Source organism: Lipingzhangella rawalii, assembly GCF_031628175.1.
GTDB classification, from domain to species: Bacteria; Actinomycetota; Actinomycetes; order Streptosporangiales; family Streptosporangiaceae; genus Lipingzhangella_A; species Lipingzhangella_A rawalii.
The window spans coordinates 1,138,340-1,163,008 of record NZ_JAVLVT010000001.1 but is presented as its reverse complement, the minus strand read 5'-3'; the positions used below and the strand labels follow the sequence as shown (position 1 = coordinate 1,163,008).

The window sequence follows — 24,669 nt, the reverse complement described above, 5'->3', positions numbered from 1 at the left end:
GCGCGAGTCTCGCTCACCAGCACGGCGCGAAGGTGGTCGCATCCGTGGTGACCTGGACCGATGGGCATCTGGCGCGGGAGCTGAGCCGTGCGGCCGCGGGTCGCGTCGGACCGAGCGGCCCGGGCTGGGTGCGGGGGTCACGAGCGGCCGTCGAGGGCAGCCCGCAGGCGCTGTTGCTCCGGGCCGGTCAGGCCAAGGTCCGTCGCCGCACTCAGCAGCTCCGGAGCGTTGCTGTTCGGGTTCACGACCAACACGGTGTGTCCACTCGCGTCCCAGGTCAGGCTTAACGGTCCATCAGCAGGGTCGGGGTCCGGATCCATCACGATGTCGACCATCAGTCGGGGGGAACCTTCGCTCTCGATGACAACGGCGTTCGGTTAAGCACCGTGGTCGTACGCGGAGCCGTCACGTGTGGTCCAGGTTACGGATGCCATATTTCGGGGGGGAACAAAACCCGGAATCCCGGTCAGTGCTCCCCGTCGCTGAGCTGGCGCACCAGGTCGATCCGACGCCGTAGCTGGGCGGCGACCTCGTGGATCGGGGTGTCGGGCCGGGCCGGCATCATCGAGCCGGAACCGTCGGCCGTGGTCATCCGGTAGACGAGGGTCCCGTCCGGGCGGGGAAGCCAGGTGAGGTCCTCACCGTCGCGTAGGTCCAGCGAGCCGTTCGGCACCGGCGTGGGGGCCGGCTGCTGCGGCAGATCCCGTCCCAGGGCGGTGAACACCTCCTCCGGGTCCACCCCGCAGGCACGGGCCAGCTTCAGCCACACCTCGTCGCTCGCCTGTTGGGGCTGCTCGTCGCGGAGCCCGGTAGTGACGGCGCGGTACCACACCTCGCTGATCCCGGCCTGCTGCGCAACGGAACGCTTGCTCAGCCGCGCCCGCGCGCGGGCGGTCTCGATGATCTCGCCGGCTCGGCGGCGACTGTCGGGAGTATCCATGCCTTGAGTCTCCACGCATTCCTACGCATCTGCAAGCGATTGTTTGCTCTGGCCCGGTCGAGAAGATTGAAGAAAACCCGACGTCAGAGGCGATCTGACGCAGTGTAGTCGATCTGTTTTGGTTCACTTCGGGTGCGTAGTTTTTGCCGTAAGTGCTTGCGTAGAACGCGTGCTCCTCTCTAGATTCGCCTGCATGGTGAATCCACATGCGCTGCGGGCGCTGCGTGAGAAAGACCAACAGAGCCAGGTTGCCCTGGCTCGCGCGACCGGTATCAGTCCACAACTACTTAGCGACATCGAGGCGGGGCGTCGCAGCGGCCGGCTGCACATCCGTGCCCTGGCCCAGGCCCTGGGGGTGCCCCTGTCCGCACTGTGTTACCGCCCGGAGAACCCCGAGGAGACCGAGAGGACCGCGGCATGAGTGGGGCACCCTGTCAGGCCTGCGAGCGAGCGACCGGGGACAACGCTACGGTCTGCCCCGCCTGTGTCCAGCGCCTGAGTCAGGATCTGGAGCAGGTCTACGGGGTGGACACCGCCCCGGGGCTGGCCGCGGAACTCGACACCGCGGTCGCCAAGCAGGCACGCATGGGCCGGAACCGGACCGAACGAACCGCACGCGGCACTACGCCCGCTCTCCCGGTGGATCTGGGGGCGAGCGAGGCCGCCGCAGTGCTCCGCAACACGTTGTCGTCCTGGTGTCAGGCGGTGCACCAGGATCGGGGCGGCAGCCTGCCGAAGCACCGGCTGTCCACCATGGCCCGGTGGCTGCGCTCGCACATGGCCTGGCTGCGCCGGGCCAGCTACGGCGGACAGGCCACCGACGAGATCTGTGCCGCGGTGGAGCAGGCCCGGCGGCAGGTGGATCTTCCCGAGGAGCAGGCCCTCGCGGCCGTGTGTACCTGCGGCGAGCGGGTCTACGCACCTCGGGGGCAAGCCAGTGCCGTGTGCCGGGCCTGCGGGGAGTCCTGGAGTACCGAGGAACAGCGGGCCCAGCTGCGCGGTCTCGCCGCCGAGGTTCTGGCCACGGCCGCGGACCTGGCGCGCATCACCTCCCGGCCGGAACGTCCCGTCACGGCCGCCATGGTGCGCGGGTGGGCACACCGGGGGCGTCTATCCGCACGGGGCAGCAGTGGCGGTGCCCCGTTGTACCGGGTCGGGGACGCACTGGACCTCCTCGATGCAAAAAGTAGTGCGTAGTTCTTGCGTACTGCGCAAACAAACGCTACTGTGTGGTTGTGTCGAAGGAAAGTCCCCACGGGCCCGGGCCAACCACCCGGGCCCGTTTCGTGCCTTCGGCCTCGAACCGACCGGCGCCGCGCCGGTCGACGGAATCCGAAACACCCAATCCAGCGATCAGAACAGGAGAGTCCCCATGCCTGGACTCAACGCACTTGGCAGCCAGCTGCGCCGCGGCGACGGTGAGGACCCGGAAGGCTTCACCGTCCTCGCCAACGTCACCAGCATCACCGGACCGGAGATGGAGCGGGAAACCGTCGACGTCACCTCGCACGACAGCCCCGGCGGCTGGATGGAGTTCGTCGGTGGCCTCAAGGACGGTGGTGAGGTCGAGATCGAGTTCAACTACGACCCGAGCGAGCCGACCCACGCCGTCCTCCAGGAGGACTTCGACGCCGCCCGGCCCCGCACCTACCAGGTGGTATTCCCCGATCCCGATCAGCACGCCTGGCAGTTCCAGGCCATCCTCACCAACCTCAGTGCCGAGATGCCCCACGACGACAAGATCGAGGGGGAGATGACGCTCAAGGTCACCGGTAAGCCGGAACTCACCACCGTGAACGGGGACGCCTGATGAGTCTGCTGGACAAGTCGGCGATTCTCGCCGCCGGGGATCTGCCCACCGAGGAGATCCACGTCCCGGAGTGGGGCGGCACCGTGCGCCTGCGCGGGTTGAGCGGCGCCGAACGCAGTCGGCTGGAGGCGACCATGATCGCCTCCAAGGGCCAGAGTGTGAACGTGCGAACCGAGGCGCTGCGCACCTTGCGTGAGCGGCTGCTGGCCCTGTGTCTGGTGGACGCGAACGACAACCGCCTGTTCACCGATGATGAGATCTCCGAACTCGGCCGCAAGTCCGGAGCCGTGCTCCAGCGCCTGTTCGAGCGGGCACAGCAGCTGTCCGGGATGGGGCAGGACGATGCGGAGGAGATGACGGGGGAATCCGCGGGCGGCCCGAGCGAAGGTTCTGCTTCCGCTTAGCCGCCCACCTCGGAATGACCGTCGGTGAGCTGCTGGGGCGGATCAGCTCCCGGGAACTCTCGGAATGGATGGCCTACGAGCGGGTGACCGGTCCACTGGGGCCCGAACGCGCGGACCTGCACGCAGCGATCGTGGCCTCGACTGTCGCCAACGCCAACCGGGGCAAGCGGGGCCGGGCCGCCAAGCCAGCGGACTTCATCCCGCGGTGGGACCGCAGGGAGCAGTCCTGGCAGGAGCAGCTGGCCACCGTTCAGCGCATCAACACCGCATTGGGCGGATCCCAAACCGGGTAGAACCGCCGAGCCCGGGATTCGAACACTGTTCGAATCCCGGGTGGTCCTGTCCCTCCCTGCCTTAGGAGAGTTTGATGCCCAGCACGATTGCACGCTCCCCCCTCCTCGCGATCCAGGACGCCATTCGGCAGCGCCTGGAGTCCGCGCCGGACCTGGGGGCCGAGGTGTACGAGTACGTGGAGCCCGAGCCGTCCTACCCGCACGTGCTCCTCGGAGCGGCCACCGAGGAGCCGGACAACACCCACGGTGCGTTCGGTCGCCAGTGCACCCACACGGTTCAGGTCTGGTCCCAGCAGCCGGGGCTGGCCGAGGCCAAGCAGGTGGCCGACCGGGTCACCCAGCTGTTGGACCACCAGCCTCTCGAGCTGGACGGTCCGTGGCGGGTGGTGGTGTGTGCCTTCGCCGAGGGCCACGCCGAACGGGACCCGGACAGCCCCGACCTCACCCGAGTTACGGCCACCTTCCGCATCGTGACCAGCCAGGCAGCGCAGTAGCCGGGGCGGTGCCGCGGTGCCGGGGCCTGCCCCCGGCACAGCCGCGACACCGCCCGGGCCTGCCCCCGGCTACTCTGCGGGCTCGGGTGCGGGCTCGGTGGCGGGGTCTTCCGTGGCTGCATCCCCGGTCTCCCCGGCCTCCGCCGTATCCTCCGACTCCTCGGAGTCCGCCGAATTCTCGGTGTCCTGATGCAGCGGCGCGAAGTCACAGGTGAGGCCGCCCGAATCACCGCTCTCCCAATTTACGCAGACGATCTCCTCCCCGTTGACCTCTTCGGTAAAAACGTCGGTGTGTCCCCACTCCGGGCCGGTGTTGTCATCATTGGCGTCTGCGGAGTTGTTTCCGCATCCGGCGAGGAGCAATAGGGTCAGGAGGGGGCCGGCGAAAGCGGTTGGTGTACGCATGCTGCTACTCCGTCAGTTCGGTGGTTGGGGATTCTTCGGATTCTCGTTCCTCACCGGATTCGGGCTGAGATTCGGTGTCCCGATACGGCGCCTCGAAGTCACAGGACAGGCCGCCTTCGTCATTTCCAGTCCAACGGATGCAGGGGACCTCCTCTCCGTCGATCTCTTCGGTAAAGACTTCGGTGATTCCGGTGCGGGGGCCATGTTCATCGTCATCGGCGTCTGCGGAGTTGTTTCCGCATCCCACAATGGCAGTGATGGCGGCTGCGGAAATTGTGAATATCATAGCTGATTTTGTTTTGTTCCAATGACTTCTAATGAAAAGCGAGATCGAGTTTCTTGATGTCAATGTCGCCAATCTATGAATCCCTTCTTGTTTTTGTTTGGTGGTAGATGATGGCTACGGCAACGATCGAACGTTCCGCAGAGGCTCTGGAGGGTATGGAGAGTGAGTTAAGTGGTGCCGCGAGCAGTGCGGAGAAGCTGGAAGAAAACCTGAGCAAGGTCGCGGATTCCGCCGGGGAGGTCGAGGAGGCGGCCAACCAGGCCTCGGAGAAGACCAAGGACTCCTCGGATCGGTGGAAGACCGCGGCGGACACCGTCGAGTCCCTGGGTGGCGCCCTGGAGAAGTCGAGTGGGGTCGTCGGTGAGTATGGAGAGAAGATTGGCCTGTCCGAGGATCAGACAAAATTCTTCGGAAAGGCGCTGGAAAACGGCGGAAACGCCATCCAGGGCTTCGCGAAGGGGATGACGTTCGCTCGGAACATGGCCGCCGGGTTCAGGGTGGTCCTGTCCGCGATGTCGGGCGAGAACATGAAGAAGATCGGCGCGAAACTGCGGACACTCGGTACCTCCGCGTTGACGATGGGGAAGCGCTTCCTGATTGCGTCGGGGCAGGTGATCGCGGCCATCACTCGCATGGTGGTGGCAACCCTGGTCTCTGCTACGAAAATGATCGCCGCGTGGCTGATGATGGGCGTTAAGGCCATGCTGCACGCGCTGAAGGTGGCCGCGGCCTGGCTGATCTCCATCTGGCCGATCGCACTGATCGTCGCCGCGATTGTGGCCGTGGTCGCGTTGATCATCTACTACTGGGACGAGATCGTCGCCGCGACCAAGGCCGCCTGGGAATGGGTGAAGGACACTCTGGCCGGGGTGTGGGAGTGGATCGTCGACCTGTTCTGGAATGCGGTCGACTGGATCTGGGACGCCGTCTCCTCCGGCTTGCAGTGGCTGCTCGACCTCTTCCTGAACTGGCATCCGCTCGGCATCATCATCAGCCACTGGGACCAGATCGTCGAGGCGTTCAACACGGGCATCGAGTGGGCCAAGGACCTGGTGGACAAGGGCGTGCAGGCCGTGCTCGGCTTCCTGCGCGGGATCGGACGCATCCCCGCGATGGTCGGCGGGTTCTTCTCCAGCATGGCCAGCGCCGCCTCCGCGCAGATCCAACGGTTCCTGGGCTTCGTCCGTGACATTCCGGGACGGATCACCTCCGCGATCGGCAACCTCGGATCGCTGCTGCTGGGCGCGGGCCGGGACATCATCAACGGTCTGATCGACGGCGTCAAAGACATGATCAGCAATCTGAAGAACACCTTCAGCGGCGTCACCGACATGATCCCGGACTGGAAGGGACCCGCCCGGGTCGACCGGAAGCTGCTGGCGGGCGCCGGCGAAAACATTATGGGCGGGCTCAGCCGGGGCATCGAAGGCAGCCTGCCCGAGCTGCGGCGCACCCTCAGCGACGTCACCGACACCATCCCCGCCAACGTGGGCGCCTCGGTACGGCACACCGGCGGCACCGACCAGCGGGTGTCGCTGGACGTGACCGGCGCCGACGAAGAGATGAAGCGCATGATCCGCAAGATGACCCGACAGGCCGGGCTGTGAGGAGGGGGTGGAGGACATGGCGCTGTTTCCGCTGGCCCTCGTGGTGGAATTGGGAATCGACGGCTCCTGGGTGGATATCACCGGGGATGTGCGCACCCGGGAGGATATCGCGATCGTGCGTGGCCGCCCGGACGAGGGTGACACCGTGGACCCCGGCAAGTGCACCGTGGTGCTCAACAATCGCCACGGCCGCTACAGCCCACGAAATCCCCGGTCCCCGTACTACGGACTGATCGGACGCAACACCCCACTGCGGGTCGGAGTTCGTACCGAAGGCGAAACAATCGTGTGGCGTTTCCACGGGGAAGTGTCGGCCTGGCCAGCACGCTGGGACCTCTCCGGAAACGACCGCTGGGTGCCGATCGAGGCCGCCGGAATTCTGCGTCGGCTGGACCAGCAGCACTCCGCACTCCAGACGGCATTGCGGCGTGTGATCCAGGCGCACCGACCCGTGGCCTACTGGATCCTCGACGATCCGGAGTCGGCGGGGAGCCGAGGGGCGTCCGCTGTTCCCGGGGGACGCCGGATGCGGTGGGCGGAACGGGATCACAGTACCGGCAGCGTCCACAGGATGACCCCGCAGTGGAAGGAGGCCGAGCTGGCCCCATGGCTGGAGGAAACCGTACGCACCGACAAGGACCGTGGAATCGCATCAGGGTCCGTACCCGGGGTCACCTCCAGCTGGGCAGCCGACATGATCCGGGTGGGCCGAGGCGGGCAGGACAACGTCACGATCGCCACCCAGACCTCCGGGGGAACCGAGGTGACGTGGTACCTCCTTGAGGATCCGACCGTGTCCCCCCGTGAGGTAGGCGTATCGGTACGGACCGATGCGGAGGGTGAAGCCGAACAGACCACAGTCCTGGCGAGCGCGCCCGCATTGTGGATGCTCGACGACGAACCGCACCACGTGCGTTTCACTGTGGCGCCGGAGGGGGCCGGGGCCGCCTGGAGCGTGTCCGTGGACGGGGACGAGGTGCTGTCCGGAACCGCGGACGTGCCGGCTGCCCCCGTCACCCAGTGGGCCTACGAGTGGTGGGTGCCCGACGAGGACGTCTCCGAGCACCTGGGGTTGGGTCACGTCACCGTTTGGGGGACCGACCGGCCCAGTACCAGCGCGATGGTGGCCGCGATGCGGGGGCATGCCGGCGAACCGGCCGCGCGCCGCATCGAACGGCTGTGCGCCGAGGCGGACATTCCGGTGCGGATCGTGGGTGATCCGGACGAAACCCTGCCCATGGGGCCGCAGGCCCCGGACGGGCCATTGGACCTGGTGCGTGAGGCCGCCGAAGTCGACGGCGGTGTGCTCTACGAGTCCCGCGAGGAGTTCGGCCTCACGTACCGGACGCTGCGGTCCATCTACAACCGCGGCGCACAGTTGGTGGACAACCAGTAACCGAAGGAGAAGAAATGAGTTTGAGTGTTGAGTTCCGGAACCGCCTCCTGAACGGCATTGGCGTCGACACCGCGGTGAGCGCCTCGCTGCACTCCACCGAGAACGAGCCCGATGACGGCTCAGGGGAGATCTCCGGGGGCTCCTACAGCCGCCAGGCGATCACCTGGGCCAACGCCGCCGACGGTACGGCAACCCTGGCTGAGGCCGTGACCTTCAACGTTCCCGCGGAGGTGACCGTGTACTGGGTCGGCCTCTGGGACACCGACGGGGTGTGGCTGGGTGCGCTGCGCACATCCACCGACGAGTACTTCGCCGGCCCCGGAACGCTGACGGTGGACCCGGGAGCGATCGCCCTGGTCAACCAGTCCTAGGAGGGGCATATGGCCACGATCGAGAACTCGCTGTCCGGGACGGCGGGTTCCACCCCCAGTTCCGGGTCTCTGGCGGCGACCGCGCGGGCCGGACAGCTGGACATCCTCGCACCGGAGCGGGCCGCCTATTCGGCCGAGCACGCGGTGCAGCACCTTTCCACGATTCGGTTGGAGAGCGGCCCCCACCTGGGCAACACCCCGCTGCTGGAGTTCGGGCTGCCCGACGAGCAGTGGACGGTGCGCTTCTACGCGTGGATTCCGCCGATGCCGGAGACGGACGACGAGGCCCGTCTCCTGCTGACCGTGGGGGATACCCACTTCCTGGCGCGGGCCAGCGCAGGTGGAACCCTGCAACTGAGAGCCCAAACGGCACTGTCCGGGGGCCTGCTGTCCTACACCTTCTCGGGTACGGCTCAGAGCGTTGCCGAGTGGGTGCGGCTGGAGGTTCACCGGGACGGTTCCGACATTGTGATCCGGGCCTACCCGGAGCACGATACCTCGGGCGGTGCCGTGTACACCTGGCAGGGAGTCGCGCCGGCCGACACCGCCCACCTCGGGGCCTACCGGTACCGGCACAGCAGGCTGTACCGGCTCGACGACGCCGACACGGACTTCGACGGCACCCCGATCACGGATCTCCAGAACGCCCTGCTGGATTTGGGCTACGAGCTTCCGGTCTGGGGGGCCGACGGCGTCTTCGGTAACGAGACCGCCCAGGCCGTGGAACGATTCCAGGTTGACCACGGCCTGCTCGTGGATCGGATCGCGGGGGCGCAGACCCTCGCGGTCATGGACATGGAGCTGGCCGAGCAGGCCGGAGATCCACCCCCCGCCCCGGTCTTCCTGTCCCATCTGGTGGTACAGGCCGGTGGCGGCTCGGTGGGGCCGGCGACGGCTCCCCAGGTTCGGGCACACTCGATGGTCCCGGTGCTGGCCTCCGCGGACGTGGACGCCTCTGTGGGAGTGACCGGTGCCACGACCGAGTTTCTCGCCGTCGGGACGGCGACGACCGTCAAGCGGGCCGTGACGACTGCCGTGACCACCCCAGTGCTGTTGTCCGGCGCGGTGGGGGCCAAGGGGGCGCAACCCGTCGCCACCTTCACAACCGAGGTGCGTGGCTTGGCCGTGGTCACCCAGTCGGTGGGGCTGGCCGTGGACTATGCGGCAGGACATGTCAGCGCCCCGTTCGAGCCTGTTGAGGACGACCAGGCGATTCGCAACGATGTCGTCGTTTCCGGGGCTGGGGAGGACTACCGGGTCACCGTCACGGACGGCCCCCTGGGAACCGAAGCGGTGGGAACCTATGAGGAGTCGGTGGAGCTCAACGTGCACACCGCCGACCAGCTGCCCGCGCAGGCGGGGTGGCGGGTGCATCTCGGCACCCACGACGATGCGCGCTATCCCACGGTGCGCATCGACCTGACGGCGAATCCGCAACTCATCAGCACCGTGGCCACCCGGGACTGTGGGGACAGCCTCCAGGTGCTCAACCCGCCGGAGTGGCTGCCGCCCGGGCCGATCGAGCTGCTCGTGCAGGGCTACGAGGAACGTATCAACCTGCACCACTGGGAGGTGGTCTTCAACGCGAGCAGCGGCGAGCCCTGGCTGGTGGCGCAGGTTGCCGACGCCGCGAGTTCCGGGTCCGCCTCCCCGGACCGGGCCGACACCGCAGGATGCCTGCTTCTGGACGAGGCGGACGCGAATGTGGAGGAGGTGCGGGTGCTGACACTGACGGGACCGCCATGGATCACCACTGTCGAGCACCCAGACGACTTCCCCTTCGACATTCTCTGCGCCGGGGAAGCGATGCGGGTCCACGAGGTCGTCTCCGACAACGATTCGGGCGCTGTGCAGACGCTGCTGGTTTCCCGCGGCATCAACGGAATCCACAAGGAACACCCGGCGGGCACGGAGCTACGACTCGCCCAACCTATGACCGTCGCACTGTGAGAGGAGAATGTCATGCCGTTTCCCTGGCGCGCCGGAATGCGCGTCACCGCCGAACGTCTGAACGCCCATGCCCCCATCTTCGTGTTCAAGGATGGTCATGAGCAGCGCACCAACAGTGACACCCCGCTGCCGGACGCGGATCTAACCCTGGAGCTGGACGAAGGGGTGTGGGAGGTTACCGCGGTCTTGGATTTTCTGGGAACCAGCGAGTCTGAAGGGATCCGGGTCGCGTGGGAGACGGATATGCCGCGGCTCTCCATTCGCCGCACCGCGGGCCCCGATGCTGACCACGCAGATCGACGGTCAACGCGGATGACGCATGCGTCACATGCACCGGATACCCACGCCCATTATGGAAATCACCAGGGAGGACAGTTACGTAGTCATGCTTGGGAATCCTTCGTCGTGCAGGGTCCCGGCAGTCTGACCCTGTTGTGGTCCCAGCTCACGGCCAGCTCCGAAATGGCTCGCCTGGCCTCGAGCAGCTACCTCAAGGCCCAGCGGATCGGGTGAGCGGGATCGGTACCGACAACGACCCCTTCTCCGGCGTCATCACGGCGCGGGATGTGTACGGCGCGGTTCGGGAGATCCAGGCCGAGGTGCGATCCGCGGTGGCACGTATGGACCGGATCGAGCAGGCCCAGGAGGCGTTGCGCAGCGAGCAGGAACGCCACCGGGTGCGACTCGATGCGATCGACCGGTGGCGCTATGCGCTGCCGATTAGCTCATTTTCGGCCGTAGCGGCGGCTCTCGCGGCTATCATCACAGCCGTCGCAGGCTGATCCCCTCTTACGAACCTGCCGGTTCGCCGGCCGGTGGTCGTGTCTGTCCAGAGGAGGACACACATGGTGACTATTCGATCACGAAACCGTTGGGGCGCCCGGGCGCCGCGGTCCCGGACCACGACGACGTGGACGTCGCGGGTCGGGGCCACGGTGCACTACAGCGCGGGCCCACCCACCCAGAGTGTCCGGGCGATCCAGGATTTCCACATGGACGGCCGGGGCTGGGACGACATCGGCTACAACTTCCTGGTGGACCGGGAGGGCAGGGCCTACGAGGGGCGGGGATGGCTGGTGACCGGTGCGCACGCGTCGGGCTTCAACACCTCGCACATCGGGGTGTGCTTCATCGGCTCGGACGGGGAGGCCACCGCGGCGGCCAGGTCCACGATCCGGGCGCTGTACGACGAGGCGTGCCGCCGGTCCGGGCGGCACCTGGACCAGACCTGGCACGGCGGGCTTCCGGGGCAGTCCACGGCCTGTCCCGGAAGTGACCTTCGGGTGTGGGTACAGAGCGGAATGCCCGCCGATGGCGGGGGAGTAGGGGGAGAAGAGATGCTGGTGGGACTGTCCAAAGGAGACCGAGGCGAGCTGGTGAAGTATCTTCAGGCCAGCATCACCTACGCCGGTGGCGAGCTGCCGCGCTTCGGGGTGGACGGCCACTACGGCGACGAGACCGCCGAGGCCCTGCGCCAGGTCCGCGCCTCCGTGGGGTCCGAGGCCAAGCCGGGCTGGGGCGACACCGTCACCGGTTACGGCGCCGCGCAGCTGCACCGGGCCGTGGCCCGCGCCGAAGCAGGCCGCTGATTCGGCGCCACGGCTCGACCCGCGCGGGGGCGGCGACCTTCGGTCGCCGCCCCCGCGGCTGGCCATGCCCCCACACCTAGCACCCCCATCGGCCTTTCCCCTCCCTCATAGCCCGGGGGGCGCCCCCGAGACGCGATAACCACCTCAATTCCACCCACCCTGCCCGTTCACTGCACGGCTAGTGAGCGCGGAATCGCGGAATGCAGTACGGATTGCACATACGGTATTCGGGAATCATCGGCATCATAGGTGGACATATGGTGCGTACCGGCAGCGTGTGGTGCCGGCATTGTCGGGAGTCCGACGAAACCTCCGGCCTGGCGGCCCCGTCCGAGTGACCGAGTGCGTTAGTGCCGGATCCGGGAGGTGGCGTGCCGTGGTGATGCTTGCGATCGCGCTGCTGGCATCCATGCTGGCGGTCGGGGCCTGGTATGCCGTGCACCGCAACCAGCGCAGGCAACGGCAGCGGGAGCTTCAGGCCCGGTTCGACGAGCTGCGCGGTGGGATCGCCGAGACGGCGCTTCAACTCGACGAGCTGACGGAAACGGCGCGGCGCGATATCGAACTGGTGCGAGGGTCGTTGGCCGCCCCGGAGGACACGGAGGCCCTCGGCGACGCCCCTCAGGTCTTGGCCCGCGCCGAGGAGCTGCTTCAGCGCCGAACGGAGCTGGTCAAACCTGCCCTGGACAGGCAGCACCCCGGTGACACGTCCCCCGATGGGCTGGAGCCGTGGCGGGACTATGGCGAACACCTGCGGGCGGTGTATGCGGAGCTGCGGGCCGAGGAGCAGCGACTCACCACGGAACTGGCTGCGGCCGAACAGGTTCCGGATCAGCTGAAGCAGGCGCATGAGCTGGTCAGGGAGGTGCGCGCGGCCCTGGGGCGGGGTGAGGCCGCCGGCTACACCGTCTCCACGGAGGCCAACACGGCCGATATCGCCGCCGAGCGTCTCGAGGAGGTGGAGCGCCTCGTCGCGGAGTGTCTCCTGCGTTCTGCGCACGCCAACCTGGTGGAGCTGATCCGCGACCTCTCCGCCACCCGGGATGATCTGAACGCGCTCCGCCGCCGCAGTGCCGAGGTGGAAACCCGCCTCGCGGAGCTGGCCAAGAGCCTGGACGCCGTGGACACGCGCGGGCAGGAGGCCGCGGCGTGTCAGGCCACGCTCACCGAGCAGTGCGCGCCGGGGGTGTGGGCCGGTCTCGCGGAGTACCTCGCCGAGGGTGGGAAACACGCCGAGCAGGCCCGGGCCGAGCTGGATCGTGCCCGCCGGGCCCTGGATGCCGGTGATCCGGGCCAGGCCGAGTCGGTGCTGCCCGAGATTGACGACCACCGTGCCCGGGCGGAGGCCGCCTACGCGGTTCCGATCGAGCGTCAGGCCACGGTGCAGCGGCTGCGGGAGTCCCTGCCGGGGACGCGGGAGGAGGTGCGCAGCCGTCTGGCCCGGGCGGAAGGTATCGCCGAGGAGGACGAGGCCCTGCATCCCATGAGCAGGGTGCTCGCCGAGCTGCACCGGCAGGTGGACGCGGTTGACCTGACGGTGGATAAACCCGAGTGGCTGTTGTGCGAGTGGCGTCTCGCGGAGATCGACACCCTGGTGACGCCGCTGACCGAGTTGGGTAGCCATGCGCTGCGTACGGTTCGGGATGTTCGCACCGAGTTGGATCGGGCGCGTGCCGCCCGGGAGGAGGCCCGGGAGGCCCAACGTGCGGCGGAAGTGGAGCTGGCCTGGCATCTCAACGGGCGTCGTCGTCCTCGCTGGAACGAGTAGCGCCGCTGCGGCGTCGGGGCACCTGATAGCTATCGCGTGTTGACACCCGCTTATGTGAGCGTTAACAATGTGTGTCACGCCATTCCAGGGATTGATCTGGGTCACAGAAGAGGTGTCCGATGGTGCAGGCTGAGGCGCGACCACCCGTTATGGCGGATGTGGCGCGGGTGGCCGGTGTCTCGCACCAGACGGTGTCGCGGGTACTGAACGGCCATCCCAACGTGCGGCCGGACACCCAGGCCCGGGTGCAGGCCGCGATCGAGGAGCTGGGGTACCAACGCAACTCCTCCGCGCGAGCCCTGGTGACCCGTCGTAGCGGGGTCCTCGGGGTTGTGGCGTTTGGGACCAATCTCTACGGGCCGGCGAGCACCCTGGCCAGTATCGAACACGCGGCTCGGGAAGCCGGCTACTTCGTCAGCATGGTCAGCCTGCGTACGATCACGCCGCAGACCGTCCATGAGGCGGTGGAGTTCCTCGGCCAACAGGCGGTGGAGGGCTTCATCGTAATCGCTCCGCAGCGCAGTGCGGTGGACTCCCTCGCGCAGCTGCCCACCTCGCTGCCCATCGTCGTGGTCGAGGGCGGGGATGCTCCCGGGCACACCGTGGTGTGTGTGGACCAGGCCGGAGGTGCCGCGGCCGCCACCCGGCACCTGTTGGAGATGGGGCACACCACGGTGTGGCATATCGCTGGCCCCGCGGACTGGCTGGAGGCGGAGGGACGGGTCGCCGGCTGGCGGACCGCCCTGGCCGAGCGGGGGGTGACGCCACCCCCGCTGCTTCGCGGCGACTGGAGTCCCCGGTCGGGATATCACGCCGCTCGCCAGCTGGTGGAACGCGGCATCGACCAGGTTTCGGCCGTGTTCGTGGGCAATGACCAGATGGCGCTTGGGGTCCTCCGCGCCTTCGATGAGGCCAAGATCGATGTTCCCGAGGATGTGAGCCTGGTCGGTTTCGATGATGTTCCCGAGGCCGCCTACTTCAGCCCGCCGTTGACCACTGTGTGGCAGGACTTCTCGGCCGTGGGGCGGCGCAGTATCCAACTGTTGTTGGACCATCTCGCGGCGTCCGAACCGAACGCCCAACAGGTGACCGTCCCGACCCAGCTCGTGCAGCGCAGCAGTGTGGGGGTCCCGCACCCCCGGGCAGCAACGACCAACGGCTGACCGCGAAACCGAGGAGAACGTGGAGAGGTGGGTAAATGTGAGCGTTAACAAAACGGTGGGTGACGTTGTGGTCGGCATCGACTTCGGCACCCTGTCCGGCAGGGCCGTTGTCGTCCGGGTCGCTGACGGAACCGAATTGGCCAGTGCCGTCCACCCCTACGCACACGGGGTGGTCTCCGAGCGCCTCCCTGGCGCCGACACCGCCCTGCCCCCACAGACAGCACTCCAGATCCCCGAGGACTACCGCGAGGTGCTGCGCCGGGCGGTCCCCGCGGCCCTGACCGAAGCCGGGGTGTCGCCCCACCAGGTCATCGGTATCGGAACCGACTTCACCGCCTGCACCTGCTTGCCGACCCTCGCCGACGGAACCCCCCTGTGCGAGCTGGACCGGTTCGCCGACCGCCACCACGCCTACCCCAAACTGTGGAAACACCACGCCGCCCAGCCCGAGGCCGACGAGATCACCGACCTGGCCGCCAAGCGCGCCGAGCCGTGGCTGCCCCGGTACGGCGGCAGGATCTCCGCGGAATGGGAGTTCGCCAAGGCTCTCCAGGTGCTGCGGGAGGATCCCGAGATCTACCGCACCACCGCCCGCTGGATCGAGGCGGCGGACTGGATCGTCTGGCAGCTGTGTGGGCACGAAACCCGCAACATCTGCACGGCCGGATACAAGGGAATTCACCAGGACGGCGCCTGGCCCACCCGCGAGTACCTCGCCGCACTGGAGCCCGAGTTCGCGGACTTTGCCCGCGAGAAGCTCGACGCTCCGCTCTCCCAACTCGGCGCGCGCGCCGGGAACCTCACGGAGCAGGCTGCCGCCTGGACCGGGCTGCCCGCGGGAATCGCCGTCGCTGTTGGCAACGTGGATGCCCACGTCACGGCCGCAGCCGCCCGGGCCACAGCCCCCGGGCAGATGCTGGCGGTGATGGGCACCAGCACCTGCCACGTCATGAACAGCGAGAACCTCGCCCACGTGCCCGGAATGTGTGGCGTCGTGCGCGACGGCATCGTTGCGGGCCTGTGGGGATACGAAGCCGGGCAGAGCGGGGTCGGCGACATCTTCGGCTGGTTCGTCGACCACGCCCTCCCCGCCGACTACGCAGCCCGGGCCGCAGAACGGGGAATCGACCCCCACCAGCTGCTGTCCGAACTCGCCGTGGACGCTCCCGTGGGCGCGCACGGACTCGTCGCTCTGGACTGGCACAGCGGTAACCGCTCGGTACTCGTTGACCACGATCTGTCCGGGGTGATTGCCGGTCTCACCGTGGCAAGCCGACCCGAGGAGATCTACCGCGCCCTCGTCGAGGCCACGGCCTTCGGAACCCGCACGATCGTGGAGGCCTTCACCGCCGCTGGGGTTCCGGTCCACGAGTTCATCGCTGCGGGCGGTCTGATCCGCAACCCCTTCGTAATGCAGACCTACGCCGACGTGCTGCGCCGCCCGATCAGCCTGATCGGGTCCGAACAGGGCCCGGCCCTCGGTTCGGCCATCCACGCCGCCGTCGCCGCCGGCTCCTATCCCGACATCCACGCCGCATCCACGGCGATGGGCCATCTGGAACCCGCGGTGTACCAGCCCGACCCCGAACGCTCCGACGCCTACGACCATCTCTACGGCATCTACACCGAACTCCACGACCACTTCGGACGTGGCGGCACGGAAGCGCTACGTCAACTCCGCCGGATCCGAAACGAGGTGACATGACGTCCCCGACCACCAGCAACGACGCAGAGGTACAGGCGCTGCGTCGCGAGGTCTGCGCGCTGCACCAGGAACTGGTGCGCTGGGGCCTCGTGGCCTGGACCAGCGGAAACGTCTCGGCACGCGTCCCCGGGACCCAGCTGATGCTGATCAAACCCAGCGGTGTCTCCTACGACGCGCTCACCCCGGAGACCCTCGTTCTCACCGACCTGCACGGAACCCCCCAGCAGGACGGAGCCACCCCGTCCAGCGACACCGGCGCGCACGGCTACGTCTACCGCGCCATGCCCGACGTCGGCGGGATTGTCCACACCCACAGTCCCTACGCGACCGCATGGGCCGCCCGCAGTGAGCCCATACCGTGCGCCGTCACCGCTATCGCCGACGAGTTCGGCGCAGAGATCCCGGTGGGGCCCTTCGCGATGATCGGTAACGACGAGATCGGACGGGGCATTGTCGACACCCTGTCCGGCCACCCCTCACCGGCGGTGCTGATGGCCCAACACGGGCCGTTCACCATCGGCCCCACCCCCCGGGCCGCGGTGAAAGCCGCCGTGATGTGCGAGGACGCGGCCCGCACCATCCACCTCGCCCGGCAACAGGGCCAGGTGGAGCCACTGCCCCCGGAGCACATCGCCGCGTTACACCACCGCTACCAGAACGTGTACGGGCAGCGCACCGAGCACTCCGACCCCACGGAAGGCAGGAACCAGTGACCCAGACCCCCGCGCAGCGTCCCCGGATCGGCGTGCTGGGCATCATGCAGGAACTGTACGACGACATGCTTCCCGGCATCACCGAACGCCAGGCCGAGTACACCCAGCGCGTTGCCGACCAGCTTTCCGGAGTCGCCGAACTCGTGCTCGACACTCCCGCGCGCAGCCGCGCCGACGCCGAACGGGTGATGCGCCGCTTCGAACACGAGGGACTCGACGGGGTTCTGGTGGTGATGCTCACCTACGGCCCCTCCCTGCGGGTGACCCGCGCCCTGGGCGAAGCACGGATTCCCCTGGCCCTGGCCAACATCCAGCCCGACCCGGCGGTCAGCCCCGACTGGGACATGGCCGATATGACCTACAACCAGGGCATTCACGGGGCGCAGGACACCGCGAACGCCATGGTCCGCGCCGGTGTGCCGTTCGAGGTCATCACCGAGGACTGGCAGAGTCCCGAGTTCCGGGACCGGGTGGACCGGTGGGCCCGCGCCGCCCGCACCGTCAGTGCCTGGCGCCGGCTACGCGTGGGCATTTTCGGCTACCCGATGAACGGGATGGGCGATGCCCGGGTGGATGAGTCCGCACTGATCCGTGTGCTGGGGCCGCAGGTGCACGTGATCGCGCCCGGCCAGCTGTACCGGACCATGGGTGACTGCGACACGGAGTCCGTGACCGGGTTGATCGCGGCCGAGGACGACCGGTTCCGGGTGGACGAGAAACTCAGCGTCACCGAGCGGGAGGATCACGCGCGCATGCAGATCGCGATCGAGCGGCTGCTGCGCCACCACGGGTGTGACGCCTACTCCACCCACTTCGATGCGCTCGGCGAGGACGGGCGGTTTTCGCGTCTCCCCATGGCGGCCGCCTCCAACCTCATGGCCCGGGGATACGGCTTCGCCGGAGAGGGCGACGTTCCCGCCGCCGCGCTGGTGTATGCCGGGCACCAGCTCGCCGGGGACGCGCACTTCACCGAGATGTACGCGATGGACTTTCCCACCGACTCCATCCTGATGAGCCATATGGGGGAGGGAAACTGGCGCGTGGCCCGCACGGACGAACCCGTGGAGCTCATCAAACGCCCACTGGACATTGGGGGCCTCGACGACCCGCCGACGGTGCGGTTCCGGATCCAGCCCGGGCCGGCCACCGTCGCGTCGCTGGTCTGTCTCGGCGGCGACCACTTTCGGCTGGTGGTCAGCGAGGGCGAGATCCTGGACAGTCAGCACCTGCCCGCCCTGGAAATGCCCTACGGCCAGTTCCGCCCCGCGAGCGGGGTGCGAGCCTGCATGGACGCCTGGCTTCGCGCCGGCGGAACCCATCACCTGGTGATGAACCTCGGGCATCATGCCGCCGGCTGGCGCCTCGTCTGCGAACTCGCGGGCATCGAGTTCCGGCAGGTGTAGCCGCCGCGCCACCCGCTCCGGCCCGAAACCCCGACCCCGAGAATCCCAGGGAGGACACCGGCCACCACGACCCAGCGCAGCGCACGACGAACAACCGCACTGACGACGGGGAGACACATCGAATCCGGGCCCCTGGGGGCGGGGGTATCCGGCCACCGCGCAGAACCGCCGTAGGAGGCAGCATGCGCGACGCGTCACCCACCCAGCCGGGTTCGGGACTGGCCCGGCGGGGTTTCCTGAAGAGTTCCTTCGTCCTCGCCGGCCTCGGCCTGGCAGCGTGCACTCCCGCCGATGCCGTCCTGGACACCCGGGTTCGGCTTCGCCAGTGGAATCTGTTCTCCGGCGGCGACGGCAACCGGATGATCCAGATGCACGAAGACTTCCAGGCGCAACATCCCGACCTGGATTTTCGGGCCACCACGTTCGAGTGGGGCGCCCCCTTCTACACCAAGGTGGCGATGGCCGCCGCCGGTGGCCGTGCCGCGGACGTCGCCACCGTCCACCTGTCACGGTTGGCGAGCCTCGCCCCGGGCCGACTCCTCGACCCCGTCGACGAGGGGCTCCTGGCCGAGGCGGGGATCGACGCCTCGGTGTTCCTCCCCAACGTGTGGGAACAGTGTTTCCACGACGGACAGCTGTACGCGATCCCACTGGACACCCACACCCACATCCAGTACTTCAACCCCGAGATCTGCGCCGAAGCCGGACTGCTCGACGGGGACGGCCGGCTTACCGAGGTGAACGGCCTCGAGGAGTTCCTGGACATGTGCCGGGAGATCGCCCAGGTCACCGGCGATATGGCGGTGTCGCTCGACACCACCTACAGCTGGCCGATCTTCTGGGCGATGTTCCGGCAGCAGGACGGTGAGCTCTCCTTCACCGACGATGACTTCCACCTCGACGACGAGGCCGCCTACACCGCCTTCGAGGCGCTGTACCGGCTGTCCGAGGAAGGTCTGGCACCGCGCTTCGCCGACGGCCAAGGGGCCACCTCCAACTTCGACAACCTCCAGGCAGGGCTGCTACTTCAGGGCAACTGGGAGATCGCCAGCTTCGAGGCGACCGGCACCCCCTACTCGGCCACCCAGATGCCCAACTTCTTCGGCAACCGGCGCACCCGTGGGGACGCGCACTGTTTCGTGCTTCCGCACCAGGAGAACCGGGACCGGGACCGCACCCGCGCGGCCCTCACCTACGCCGCCTGGATGGTGCGCAACAGCCTCAGCTGGGGCGAGGGCGGTGGACACATTCCCGCCTACCAGCCGGTGGTGCGCAGCGAGGAATACCAGCCCCTGGAACCGCACGTCCACTACGCCGAGGCGGCCGCGAACACCGAGTTCGAACCGGAGGCGTGGTTCAGCGGATCAGCGAGCCAACTCCAGTCCGAGGCCGCCGCGGCCCTCAACGGCATCCACGCCGGCACCGCCACACCCAAGGACGCCCTGCACCAGTTCCGGCGCAGCTTGCGTTCCCTCGTCACCACCCCCGCCCCGGTCTAGCGAGGAGTTGCCATGGCGACCTCGGCCGAAGCCCCCACACCCCCGCAGGCGCACCCCGCCACCCCGGCCTCCCCACAACCACCCGGCACGCCCGGCCCCCGACCCCGACGGCGCCGTCCCTCCTGGGCCGGCTTGTGGTTCGTGCTGCCGTTCGTGGCCTGCTACGCCCTGTTCCTGCTGTGGCCGTCCCTCACGATGTTCGTGGACAGCTTCACGAACCGCAGCCTCGCCGGCGGCGAAACCTCCTGGGTGGGACTGGACAACTGGGCCACAGTGCTCACCGATCCGGCGATGTGGCAGTCCCTGTGGATCACTCTGCTGTTCACCCTGATCAGCGTCCCACCCCTGGTCATCCTCGGTCTGGCGCTGGCCCTGCTCACCGACCACGCACGGCGAGCCGGCTGGTTCCTACGACTGTCGTTCTTCGCGCCTTTCGTACTGCCCGTCGCCGTCATGACCGAGATCTGGGGCTTCATGTATCAGCCCGGATTCGGCATCATCAACCAGTATCTCGGTGCCCTCGGCCTCCCACAGCCGGAGTGGCTCGGCAGCGAGAACACGGTACTGATCGCGATCGTGATTGCCACCGTGTGGTGGACCGTCGGCTTCAACTTCGTGCTGTACCTGGCGGCCTTGCAGGGAATCCCGCGGGAGACCTACGACGCCGCGTCGATCGACGGTTCCGGAGCCTGGCAGCGCATCTGGCACGTCACCCTGCCCCAGCTACGCAGAACCACCGTGCTGGTGATCGTGCTGCAAATGATCGCCTCGCTGCGGATCTTCGACCAGGCCTACCTCCTGGGTGGCCACTTCGGCGGTCCGAACTTCGCCTCCCGCACGATCATCCACTACGTCTACGAGACCGGGTTCGTGAACTTCCAGATCGGGATGGCATCCGCCATGGCCTGGGTCTTCTTCGTGATTATCGGCCTGATCTCAGTGTTTCAGTTCCGCCTGCTGACCCGAAACGAGGACTGATCCGGATGCCCGAACACCGAACCCCCCACCAGCATTCCACCACCCGCGGGCGTTCCCCCCACCGCATTCCCGGGCGTCCGTTCGGCCGTGTCACCACCGGCAGCCTGGTGCTGTACCTCGTCGCGATCTCCGCGGCGGTGTTCTGGCTGGCCCCGCTGCTGTGGGCCCTGTCCACCGCCACCAAACCCGAGGGTGAAACCAACGCCATCCCCGCCCGATGGATCCCCACAGACCCCACCCTGGAGCACGTCGCACAGGTGCTCGGGCGTGGCGAAGTGCTGCGGTGGATCCTCAACTCCGTGGTGGTTTCCAGCCTCGTCACCCTACTCACCCTGGTGCTGTGCTGTCTGGCCGCCTACGGGTTCTCCCGGTGCGTGTTCCCCGGCCGGGCCTGGGTGTTCGCACTCGTCATCGGCGGCATCCTCATCCCACCCCAGGCGGTGATCGTGCCGCAGTTCATCCTGATGACCCAGCTCAACATGGTGGACACCTACTGGGGGATCGCGCTGCCGCAGGTGGTCACCCCGATCTTCGTGTTCATCCTGAAACGGTTCTTCGATGGGATCCCCCGCGACTACGAGGACGCCGCCCGCATGGACGGGGCCGGCCACCTGCGGGTTCTGTTCAGCGTCATCCTCCCCCTGTCCAGACCGATCCTCGCCGCCGTCGGCATCTTCGTGTTCATCGGCGCCTGGAACAACTTCCTGTGGCCGTTCGTGGTCGTCCAGGACCCGGACCTGATGACCATCCCCGTCGGACTCGGCACTGTGGCCAGTGACTACGGCTTGCAGTACGCCCCGTCCATGGCAGCCGCCGTGATCGGCGCACTACCCCTGCTCATCGTCTTCCTGCTGTTCCAACGCCAGATCGTCACCGGAATCGCCGGTGCCGGAATCAAGGGGTGAACCACCATGCACCACACTGTTCGTCAGCGGCAGCGTCAGCGCCCGCTCCGTGCACTCGCCGCACTGGCGGCCCTCGCCGTGACCACGCCGCTAATCACAGCAGGCACCGGAGCCGACGGCACGATGGAACGTCCCCCCAACAACCCCGGACTCCCCCTGGTGGGCTACCTCCCCGACCACGACCCCACCTTCACCGCGGGACTACGGGTGCATGACCCCGTGCTCGTCCCCGGAGACCGCGGCAACGGCGCCGACTGGTACGTCTTCGGAACCGGAAATCCCAACGAGAACGACGGCACCATCCAGATCCGCTCCTCCCGCAACGGCATCCTCTGGGAGTACCAGGACACGGTCTGGGAGGAGATCCCCGACTGGATCTCCACCGAGATCCCCGGCGTGGAAACCCTGTGGGCACCGGAGGTCTACGAAGACGACGGTACCTACTACCTGTACTACGCCGCCTCCACGTTCGGATCGAACCGCTCCCTGATCGGGCTCGCCACCAACGCCACACTCGACCCCAGCGACCCCGACTACGCCTGGGAGGACCACGGCAAAATCCTGGAGAGCTTCCCCCAAGACGACTACAACGCCATCGACCCCGGAATCGTGGCGGACAGCGACGGCACACACTGGATGGTTTTCGGCTCGTTCTGGAGCGGTATCCACATGGTCGAGCTGGACTGGCCCGCCGGAACCGTGGCCGATGACGCCGAGATGGTGCATCTCGCCGACCGGCGCGACGGCACCAACGCCATCGAGGCCCCCACCATCGTGCAGCGAGGCGACTACTACTACCTGTTCGTTTCTCTGGACCACTGCTGCACCGTGAACAGCGACTACAAGATCGCGGTGGGTCGTTCCGAGGCCATCACCGGTCCCTACGTGGACGCCGACGGTGTCCCGATGCTCGACGGCGGCGCCACCGTCCTCGTGGCCGACGAGGGCACCATCACCGGATCCGGCGGACAGTCGGTCACCGACGATGGTGGCCTCCTCGCCTACCACTACTACGACACCGATCTGGGCGACGACTTCGACTTCCGGCTCGCACTGCGCGAGCTGCACTGGACCGCGGACGGCTGGCCCTACGTGGACTAGGTCCTGTGTTCTGAACCGTTTCGGGATCGCGTCTCCGCTCCTTCCTGGGGCGGCTTCGCCAGGATGCCTTTCGCACCTCGGCTTGCGCGGTCTCGCCCTGGAGCGCCGCTCCCTGACCCGAAAGCGTTCCAAAAACACTCCCCAGCCGACACGCCCGCCGTCCGGGCCGCCGACATCCGGCCCGGACGGCGGGGCCGGCCCCCAAAACCCCAGCCCACCCGAGCCACAGCCATCCCGACCGAGGAGACCAATCGCCATGCTGAACGCCTCCATGACCATCGACCCCGCCTTCCGAATCGCCCCGGTGCACCGCCGCACCTTCGGTTCCTTCGTGGAACACCTCGGTCGTAGCGTCTACACCGGCATATTCGAACCGGACCACCCCACCGCCGACCCGGACGGGTTCCGCACCGACGTGCTGGACCTGGTGCGCGAACTCGGGGTGAGCACGGTCCGCTACCCCGGTGGGAACTTCGTCTCCGGCTACCGCTGGGAGGACAGCGTGGGCCCGCGCGCCCAGCGCCCCACCCGGCTCGACCTGGCCTGGCAGGCGGTGGAAACCAACGAGTTCGGGCTGGACGAGTTCATGCGCTGGGCCCACAAAGCCGGGGTGGAGCCGATGATGGCCGTCAACCTCGGGACCCGTGGCCTCGCCGAAGCCGTGAACCTCCTGGAGTACTGCACCTACCCCGGCGGAACCCACCTGTCGGACCTCCGGATCGCCCACGGAGCCACCGATCCCTACCACATCCCGATCTGGTGCCTGGGCAACGAGATGGACGGGCCGTGGCAGATCGGCCACAAGACCGCGCTCGAATACGGGCGGCTGGCCGCGGAAACCGGCCGCGCCATGCGGATCCTACGCCCTGACCTTGAACTCGTGGCCTGTGGCAGCTCCCACCACGGCATGCCCACCTTCGGCGCCTGGGAACGCACCGTGCTGGAGGAAACCTACGACGTCGTCGACTACATCTCCCTCCACGCCTACTACGAGGAGCACGATGGGGATCTCCCGAGCTTCCTCGCCACGGCCACCGATATGGACGCCTTCATCGACGAGGTGGTCGCCACCGCGGACAGTGTCGGGGCGCGCCTGGGCCACAACAAGCGCATCCAGCTGTCCTTCGACGAGTGGAACGTGTGGTATCGGGAACCGGAACGCCCCGGCGCGACCGTGCCCGCGCCGCAGCCCGGGGAACGGTGGCCCCAGGCGCCCCGACAGCTGGAGGATCACTACCACCTGGCCGACGCCGTGGTGGTGGGCAACCTCCTGATGTCCCTGCTGCGACACAGCGACCGCGTCACCGCCGCCTGCCAGGCCCAACTGGTGAACGTCATCGCCCCCATCGTCACCGAACCGGGCGGCCGGGCCTGGAAACAGACCATCTTCCATCCCTTCGCCGCGATGTCGGCGAACGCCGCTGGTGACGTGCTGCGGGTCGAGCCCGTGTCCCCAACCCGCCACACCGACCGCTACGGAGCCGTTCCGGTGGTGGACGCGGTCGCCACCGTCGACGAGGAATCGGGTGCCCTGGCGCTGTTCCTGGTGAACCGCGCGGTCGACGAGGCCGTGCGCGTCGATACCACCCTGCGGGGACTGGACGCCGTGGAAGTCAGCTCGTGTGTGTCGCTGTACGCGACGGACGGGGATGTCTACGCCACCAACACCGCCGACGATCCCGAGCGCGTATCCCTGCGCCCCAACACCGATGTGCACCTGACCGCGAACGGGCTCGGCGTGGAGCTGCCCCCGGTGTCCTGGACGATGGTCACACTCACCGTTCGCGAATAACCGACTCCCGCTGGGACCTCCACCCGCGGTGCCGCAGCCGAAGACCCCGCTTACGGTGCGGCACCGCGCGGTCCCGGCGCCCGCCGGGCACGCGCCG

General features: G+C 67.8%; 27 protein-coding genes. 23 read left to right on the top strand and 4 right to left on the bottom strand.

What is annotated here, in order from left to right; all coding sequences use genetic code 11:
• Positions 1–137 precede the first annotated feature (137 nt).
• The gene (locus tag RIF23_RS05230) at positions 138–335 is read right to left on the bottom strand and encodes a hypothetical protein (RefSeq protein WP_310911153.1); all 198 of its coding nucleotides are present in this window, start codon (positions 333–335) and stop codon (positions 138–140) included.
• 131 nt (positions 336–466) lie between these two features.
• Positions 467–940, bottom strand: coding sequence for a helix-turn-helix domain-containing protein (locus tag RIF23_RS05225; protein WP_310911152.1), 474 nt, complete (start codon positions 938–940; stop codon positions 467–469).
• Positions 941–1,133: 193 nt separating this feature from the next.
• On the opposite strand from RIF23_RS05225, the gene RIF23_RS05220 reads away from it, so the two are divergent.
• The 6 genes from RIF23_RS05220 to RIF23_RS05195 all read left to right on the top strand — a co-directional run bounded on the left by RIF23_RS05220 (position 1,134) and on the right by RIF23_RS05195 (position 3,941).
• Positions 1,134–1,361 carry a helix-turn-helix domain-containing protein gene (locus tag RIF23_RS05220; protein WP_310911151.1) on the top strand — a complete coding sequence of 76 codons (228 nt, stop codon included), beginning with the start codon at positions 1,134–1,136 and terminating at the stop codon, positions 1,359–1,361.
• A complete protein-coding gene (locus RIF23_RS05215) occupies positions 1,358–2,137 on the top strand; it encodes a hypothetical protein (RefSeq protein WP_310911150.1) in 780 nt (259 codons plus the stop codon). The genes RIF23_RS05220 and RIF23_RS05215 overlap by 4 nt, the downstream gene beginning before the upstream one ends.
• A 175-nt stretch (positions 2,138–2,312) precedes the next feature.
• Positions 2,313–2,750 carry a phage tail tube protein gene (locus RIF23_RS05210; RefSeq protein WP_310911149.1) on the top strand — a complete coding sequence of 146 codons (438 nt, stop codon included), beginning with the start codon at positions 2,313–2,315 and terminating at the stop codon, positions 2,748–2,750.
• Positions 2,750–3,154, top strand: coding sequence for a hypothetical protein (locus tag RIF23_RS05205; RefSeq protein ID WP_310911148.1), 405 nt, complete (start codon positions 2,750–2,752; stop codon positions 3,152–3,154). The genes RIF23_RS05210 and RIF23_RS05205 overlap by 1 nt, the downstream gene beginning before the upstream one ends.
• Positions 3,155–3,168: 14 nt before the next feature.
• Positions 3,169–3,447, top strand: coding sequence for a phage tail assembly protein T (locus RIF23_RS05200; protein WP_310911147.1), 279 nt, complete (start codon positions 3,169–3,171; stop codon positions 3,445–3,447).
• 74 nt (positions 3,448–3,521) lie between these two features.
• Positions 3,522–3,941 (top strand): DUF3168 domain-containing protein, encoded by a 420-nt coding sequence (locus tag RIF23_RS05195; protein ID WP_310911146.1) that lies wholly within the window; start codon positions 3,522–3,524, stop codon positions 3,939–3,941.
• A 69-nt stretch (positions 3,942–4,010) separates the two neighbouring features.
• Here the strand turns inward: RIF23_RS05195 and RIF23_RS05190 are convergent, their stop codons facing one another.
• The gene (locus tag RIF23_RS05190) at positions 4,011–4,346 is read right to left on the bottom strand and encodes a hypothetical protein (protein ID WP_310911145.1); all 336 of its coding nucleotides are present in this window, start codon (positions 4,344–4,346) and stop codon (positions 4,011–4,013) included.
• A gap of 4 nt (positions 4,347–4,350) precedes the next feature.
• Positions 4,351–4,632: a hypothetical protein gene (locus RIF23_RS05185; protein WP_310911144.1), complete on the bottom strand. Its 282-nt coding sequence runs from the start codon at positions 4,630–4,632 to the stop codon at positions 4,351–4,353.
• A 107-nt stretch (positions 4,633–4,739) separates the two neighbouring features.
• On the opposite strand from RIF23_RS05185, the gene RIF23_RS05180 reads away from it, so the two are divergent.
• From RIF23_RS05180 to arfA, 17 genes are all read left to right on the top strand, one after another.
• Complete coding sequence (locus RIF23_RS05180) at positions 4,740–6,239, top strand: phage tail protein (protein WP_310911143.1); 1,500 nt, start codon at positions 4,740–4,742, stop codon at positions 6,237–6,239.
• 16 nt (positions 6,240–6,255) lie between these two features.
• Positions 6,256–7,635: a hypothetical protein gene (locus RIF23_RS05175; protein WP_310911142.1), complete on the top strand. Its 1,380-nt coding sequence runs from the start codon at positions 6,256–6,258 to the stop codon at positions 7,633–7,635.
• Positions 7,636–7,649: 14 nt separating this feature from the next.
• Positions 7,650–8,006, top strand: a complete 357-nt coding sequence (locus tag RIF23_RS05170; protein ID WP_310911141.1) for a phage tail fiber protein — start codon at positions 7,650–7,652, stop codon at positions 8,004–8,006.
• Positions 8,007–8,015: 9 nt separating this feature from the next.
• Positions 8,016–9,956, top strand: coding sequence for a peptidoglycan-binding domain-containing protein (locus tag RIF23_RS05165; protein ID WP_310911140.1), 1,941 nt, complete (start codon positions 8,016–8,018; stop codon positions 9,954–9,956).
• 12 nt (positions 9,957–9,968) lie between these two features.
• Positions 9,969–10,469 carry a hypothetical protein gene (locus RIF23_RS05160; RefSeq protein ID WP_310911139.1) on the top strand — a complete coding sequence of 167 codons (501 nt, stop codon included), beginning with the start codon at positions 9,969–9,971 and terminating at the stop codon, positions 10,467–10,469.
• Complete coding sequence (locus tag RIF23_RS05155) at positions 10,466–10,738, top strand: hypothetical protein (protein WP_310911138.1); 273 nt, start codon at positions 10,466–10,468, stop codon at positions 10,736–10,738. Before RIF23_RS05160 ends, RIF23_RS05155 begins: the two co-directional genes overlap by 4 nt.
• A 63-nt stretch (positions 10,739–10,801) precedes the next feature.
• The gene (locus RIF23_RS05150) at positions 10,802–11,545 is read left to right on the top strand and encodes a peptidoglycan recognition protein family protein (protein WP_310911137.1); all 744 of its coding nucleotides are present in this window, start codon (positions 10,802–10,804) and stop codon (positions 11,543–11,545) included.
• A gap of 379 nt (positions 11,546–11,924) precedes the next feature.
• Positions 11,925–13,313 (top strand): hypothetical protein, encoded by a 1,389-nt coding sequence (locus tag RIF23_RS05145; RefSeq protein WP_310911136.1) that lies wholly within the window; start codon positions 11,925–11,927, stop codon positions 13,311–13,313.
• 119 nt (positions 13,314–13,432) lie between these two features.
• Positions 13,433–14,476 (top strand): LacI family DNA-binding transcriptional regulator, encoded by a 1,044-nt coding sequence (locus RIF23_RS05140; RefSeq protein ID WP_310911135.1) that lies wholly within the window; start codon positions 13,433–13,435, stop codon positions 14,474–14,476.
• A gap of 67 nt (positions 14,477–14,543) precedes the next feature.
• A complete protein-coding gene (gene araB, locus RIF23_RS05135) occupies positions 14,544–16,181 on the top strand; it encodes a ribulokinase (RefSeq protein ID WP_310911266.1) in 1,638 nt (545 codons plus the stop codon).
• Entirely contained in the window at positions 16,178–16,894 is a 717-nt protein-coding gene (locus tag RIF23_RS05130) for an L-ribulose-5-phosphate 4-epimerase (RefSeq protein ID WP_310911134.1), read from the top strand. The genes araB and RIF23_RS05130 overlap by 4 nt, the downstream gene beginning before the upstream one ends.
• 44 nt (positions 16,895–16,938) lie before the next feature.
• Positions 16,939–18,297: an L-fucose/L-arabinose isomerase family protein gene (locus tag RIF23_RS05125; protein WP_456085733.1), complete on the top strand. Its 1,359-nt coding sequence runs from the start codon at positions 16,939–16,941 to the stop codon at positions 18,295–18,297.
• Positions 18,298–18,479: 182 nt separating this feature from the next.
• On the top strand, positions 18,480–19,796 hold the full coding sequence (locus tag RIF23_RS05120) for an extracellular solute-binding protein (protein WP_310911132.1): 1,317 nt from the start codon (positions 18,480–18,482) through the stop codon (positions 19,794–19,796).
• 12 nt (positions 19,797–19,808) lie between these two features.
• Positions 19,809–20,774, top strand: a complete 966-nt coding sequence (locus RIF23_RS05115) for a carbohydrate ABC transporter permease (RefSeq protein WP_310911131.1) — start codon at positions 19,809–19,811, stop codon at positions 20,772–20,774.
• 5 nt (positions 20,775–20,779) lie between these two features.
• Entirely contained in the window at positions 20,780–21,679 is a 900-nt protein-coding gene (locus tag RIF23_RS05110) for a carbohydrate ABC transporter permease (protein WP_310911130.1), read from the top strand.
• A gap of 6 nt (positions 21,680–21,685) precedes the next feature.
• Positions 21,686–22,780: an arabinan endo-1,5-alpha-L-arabinosidase gene (locus RIF23_RS05105; protein WP_310911129.1), complete on the top strand. Its 1,095-nt coding sequence runs from the start codon at positions 21,686–21,688 to the stop codon at positions 22,778–22,780.
• A gap of 256 nt (positions 22,781–23,036) precedes the next feature.
• Complete coding sequence (arfA, locus tag RIF23_RS05100) at positions 23,037–24,572, top strand: arabinosylfuranosidase ArfA (RefSeq protein ID WP_310911128.1); 1,536 nt, start codon at positions 23,037–23,039, stop codon at positions 24,570–24,572.
• Positions 24,573–24,669 lie beyond the last annotated feature (97 nt).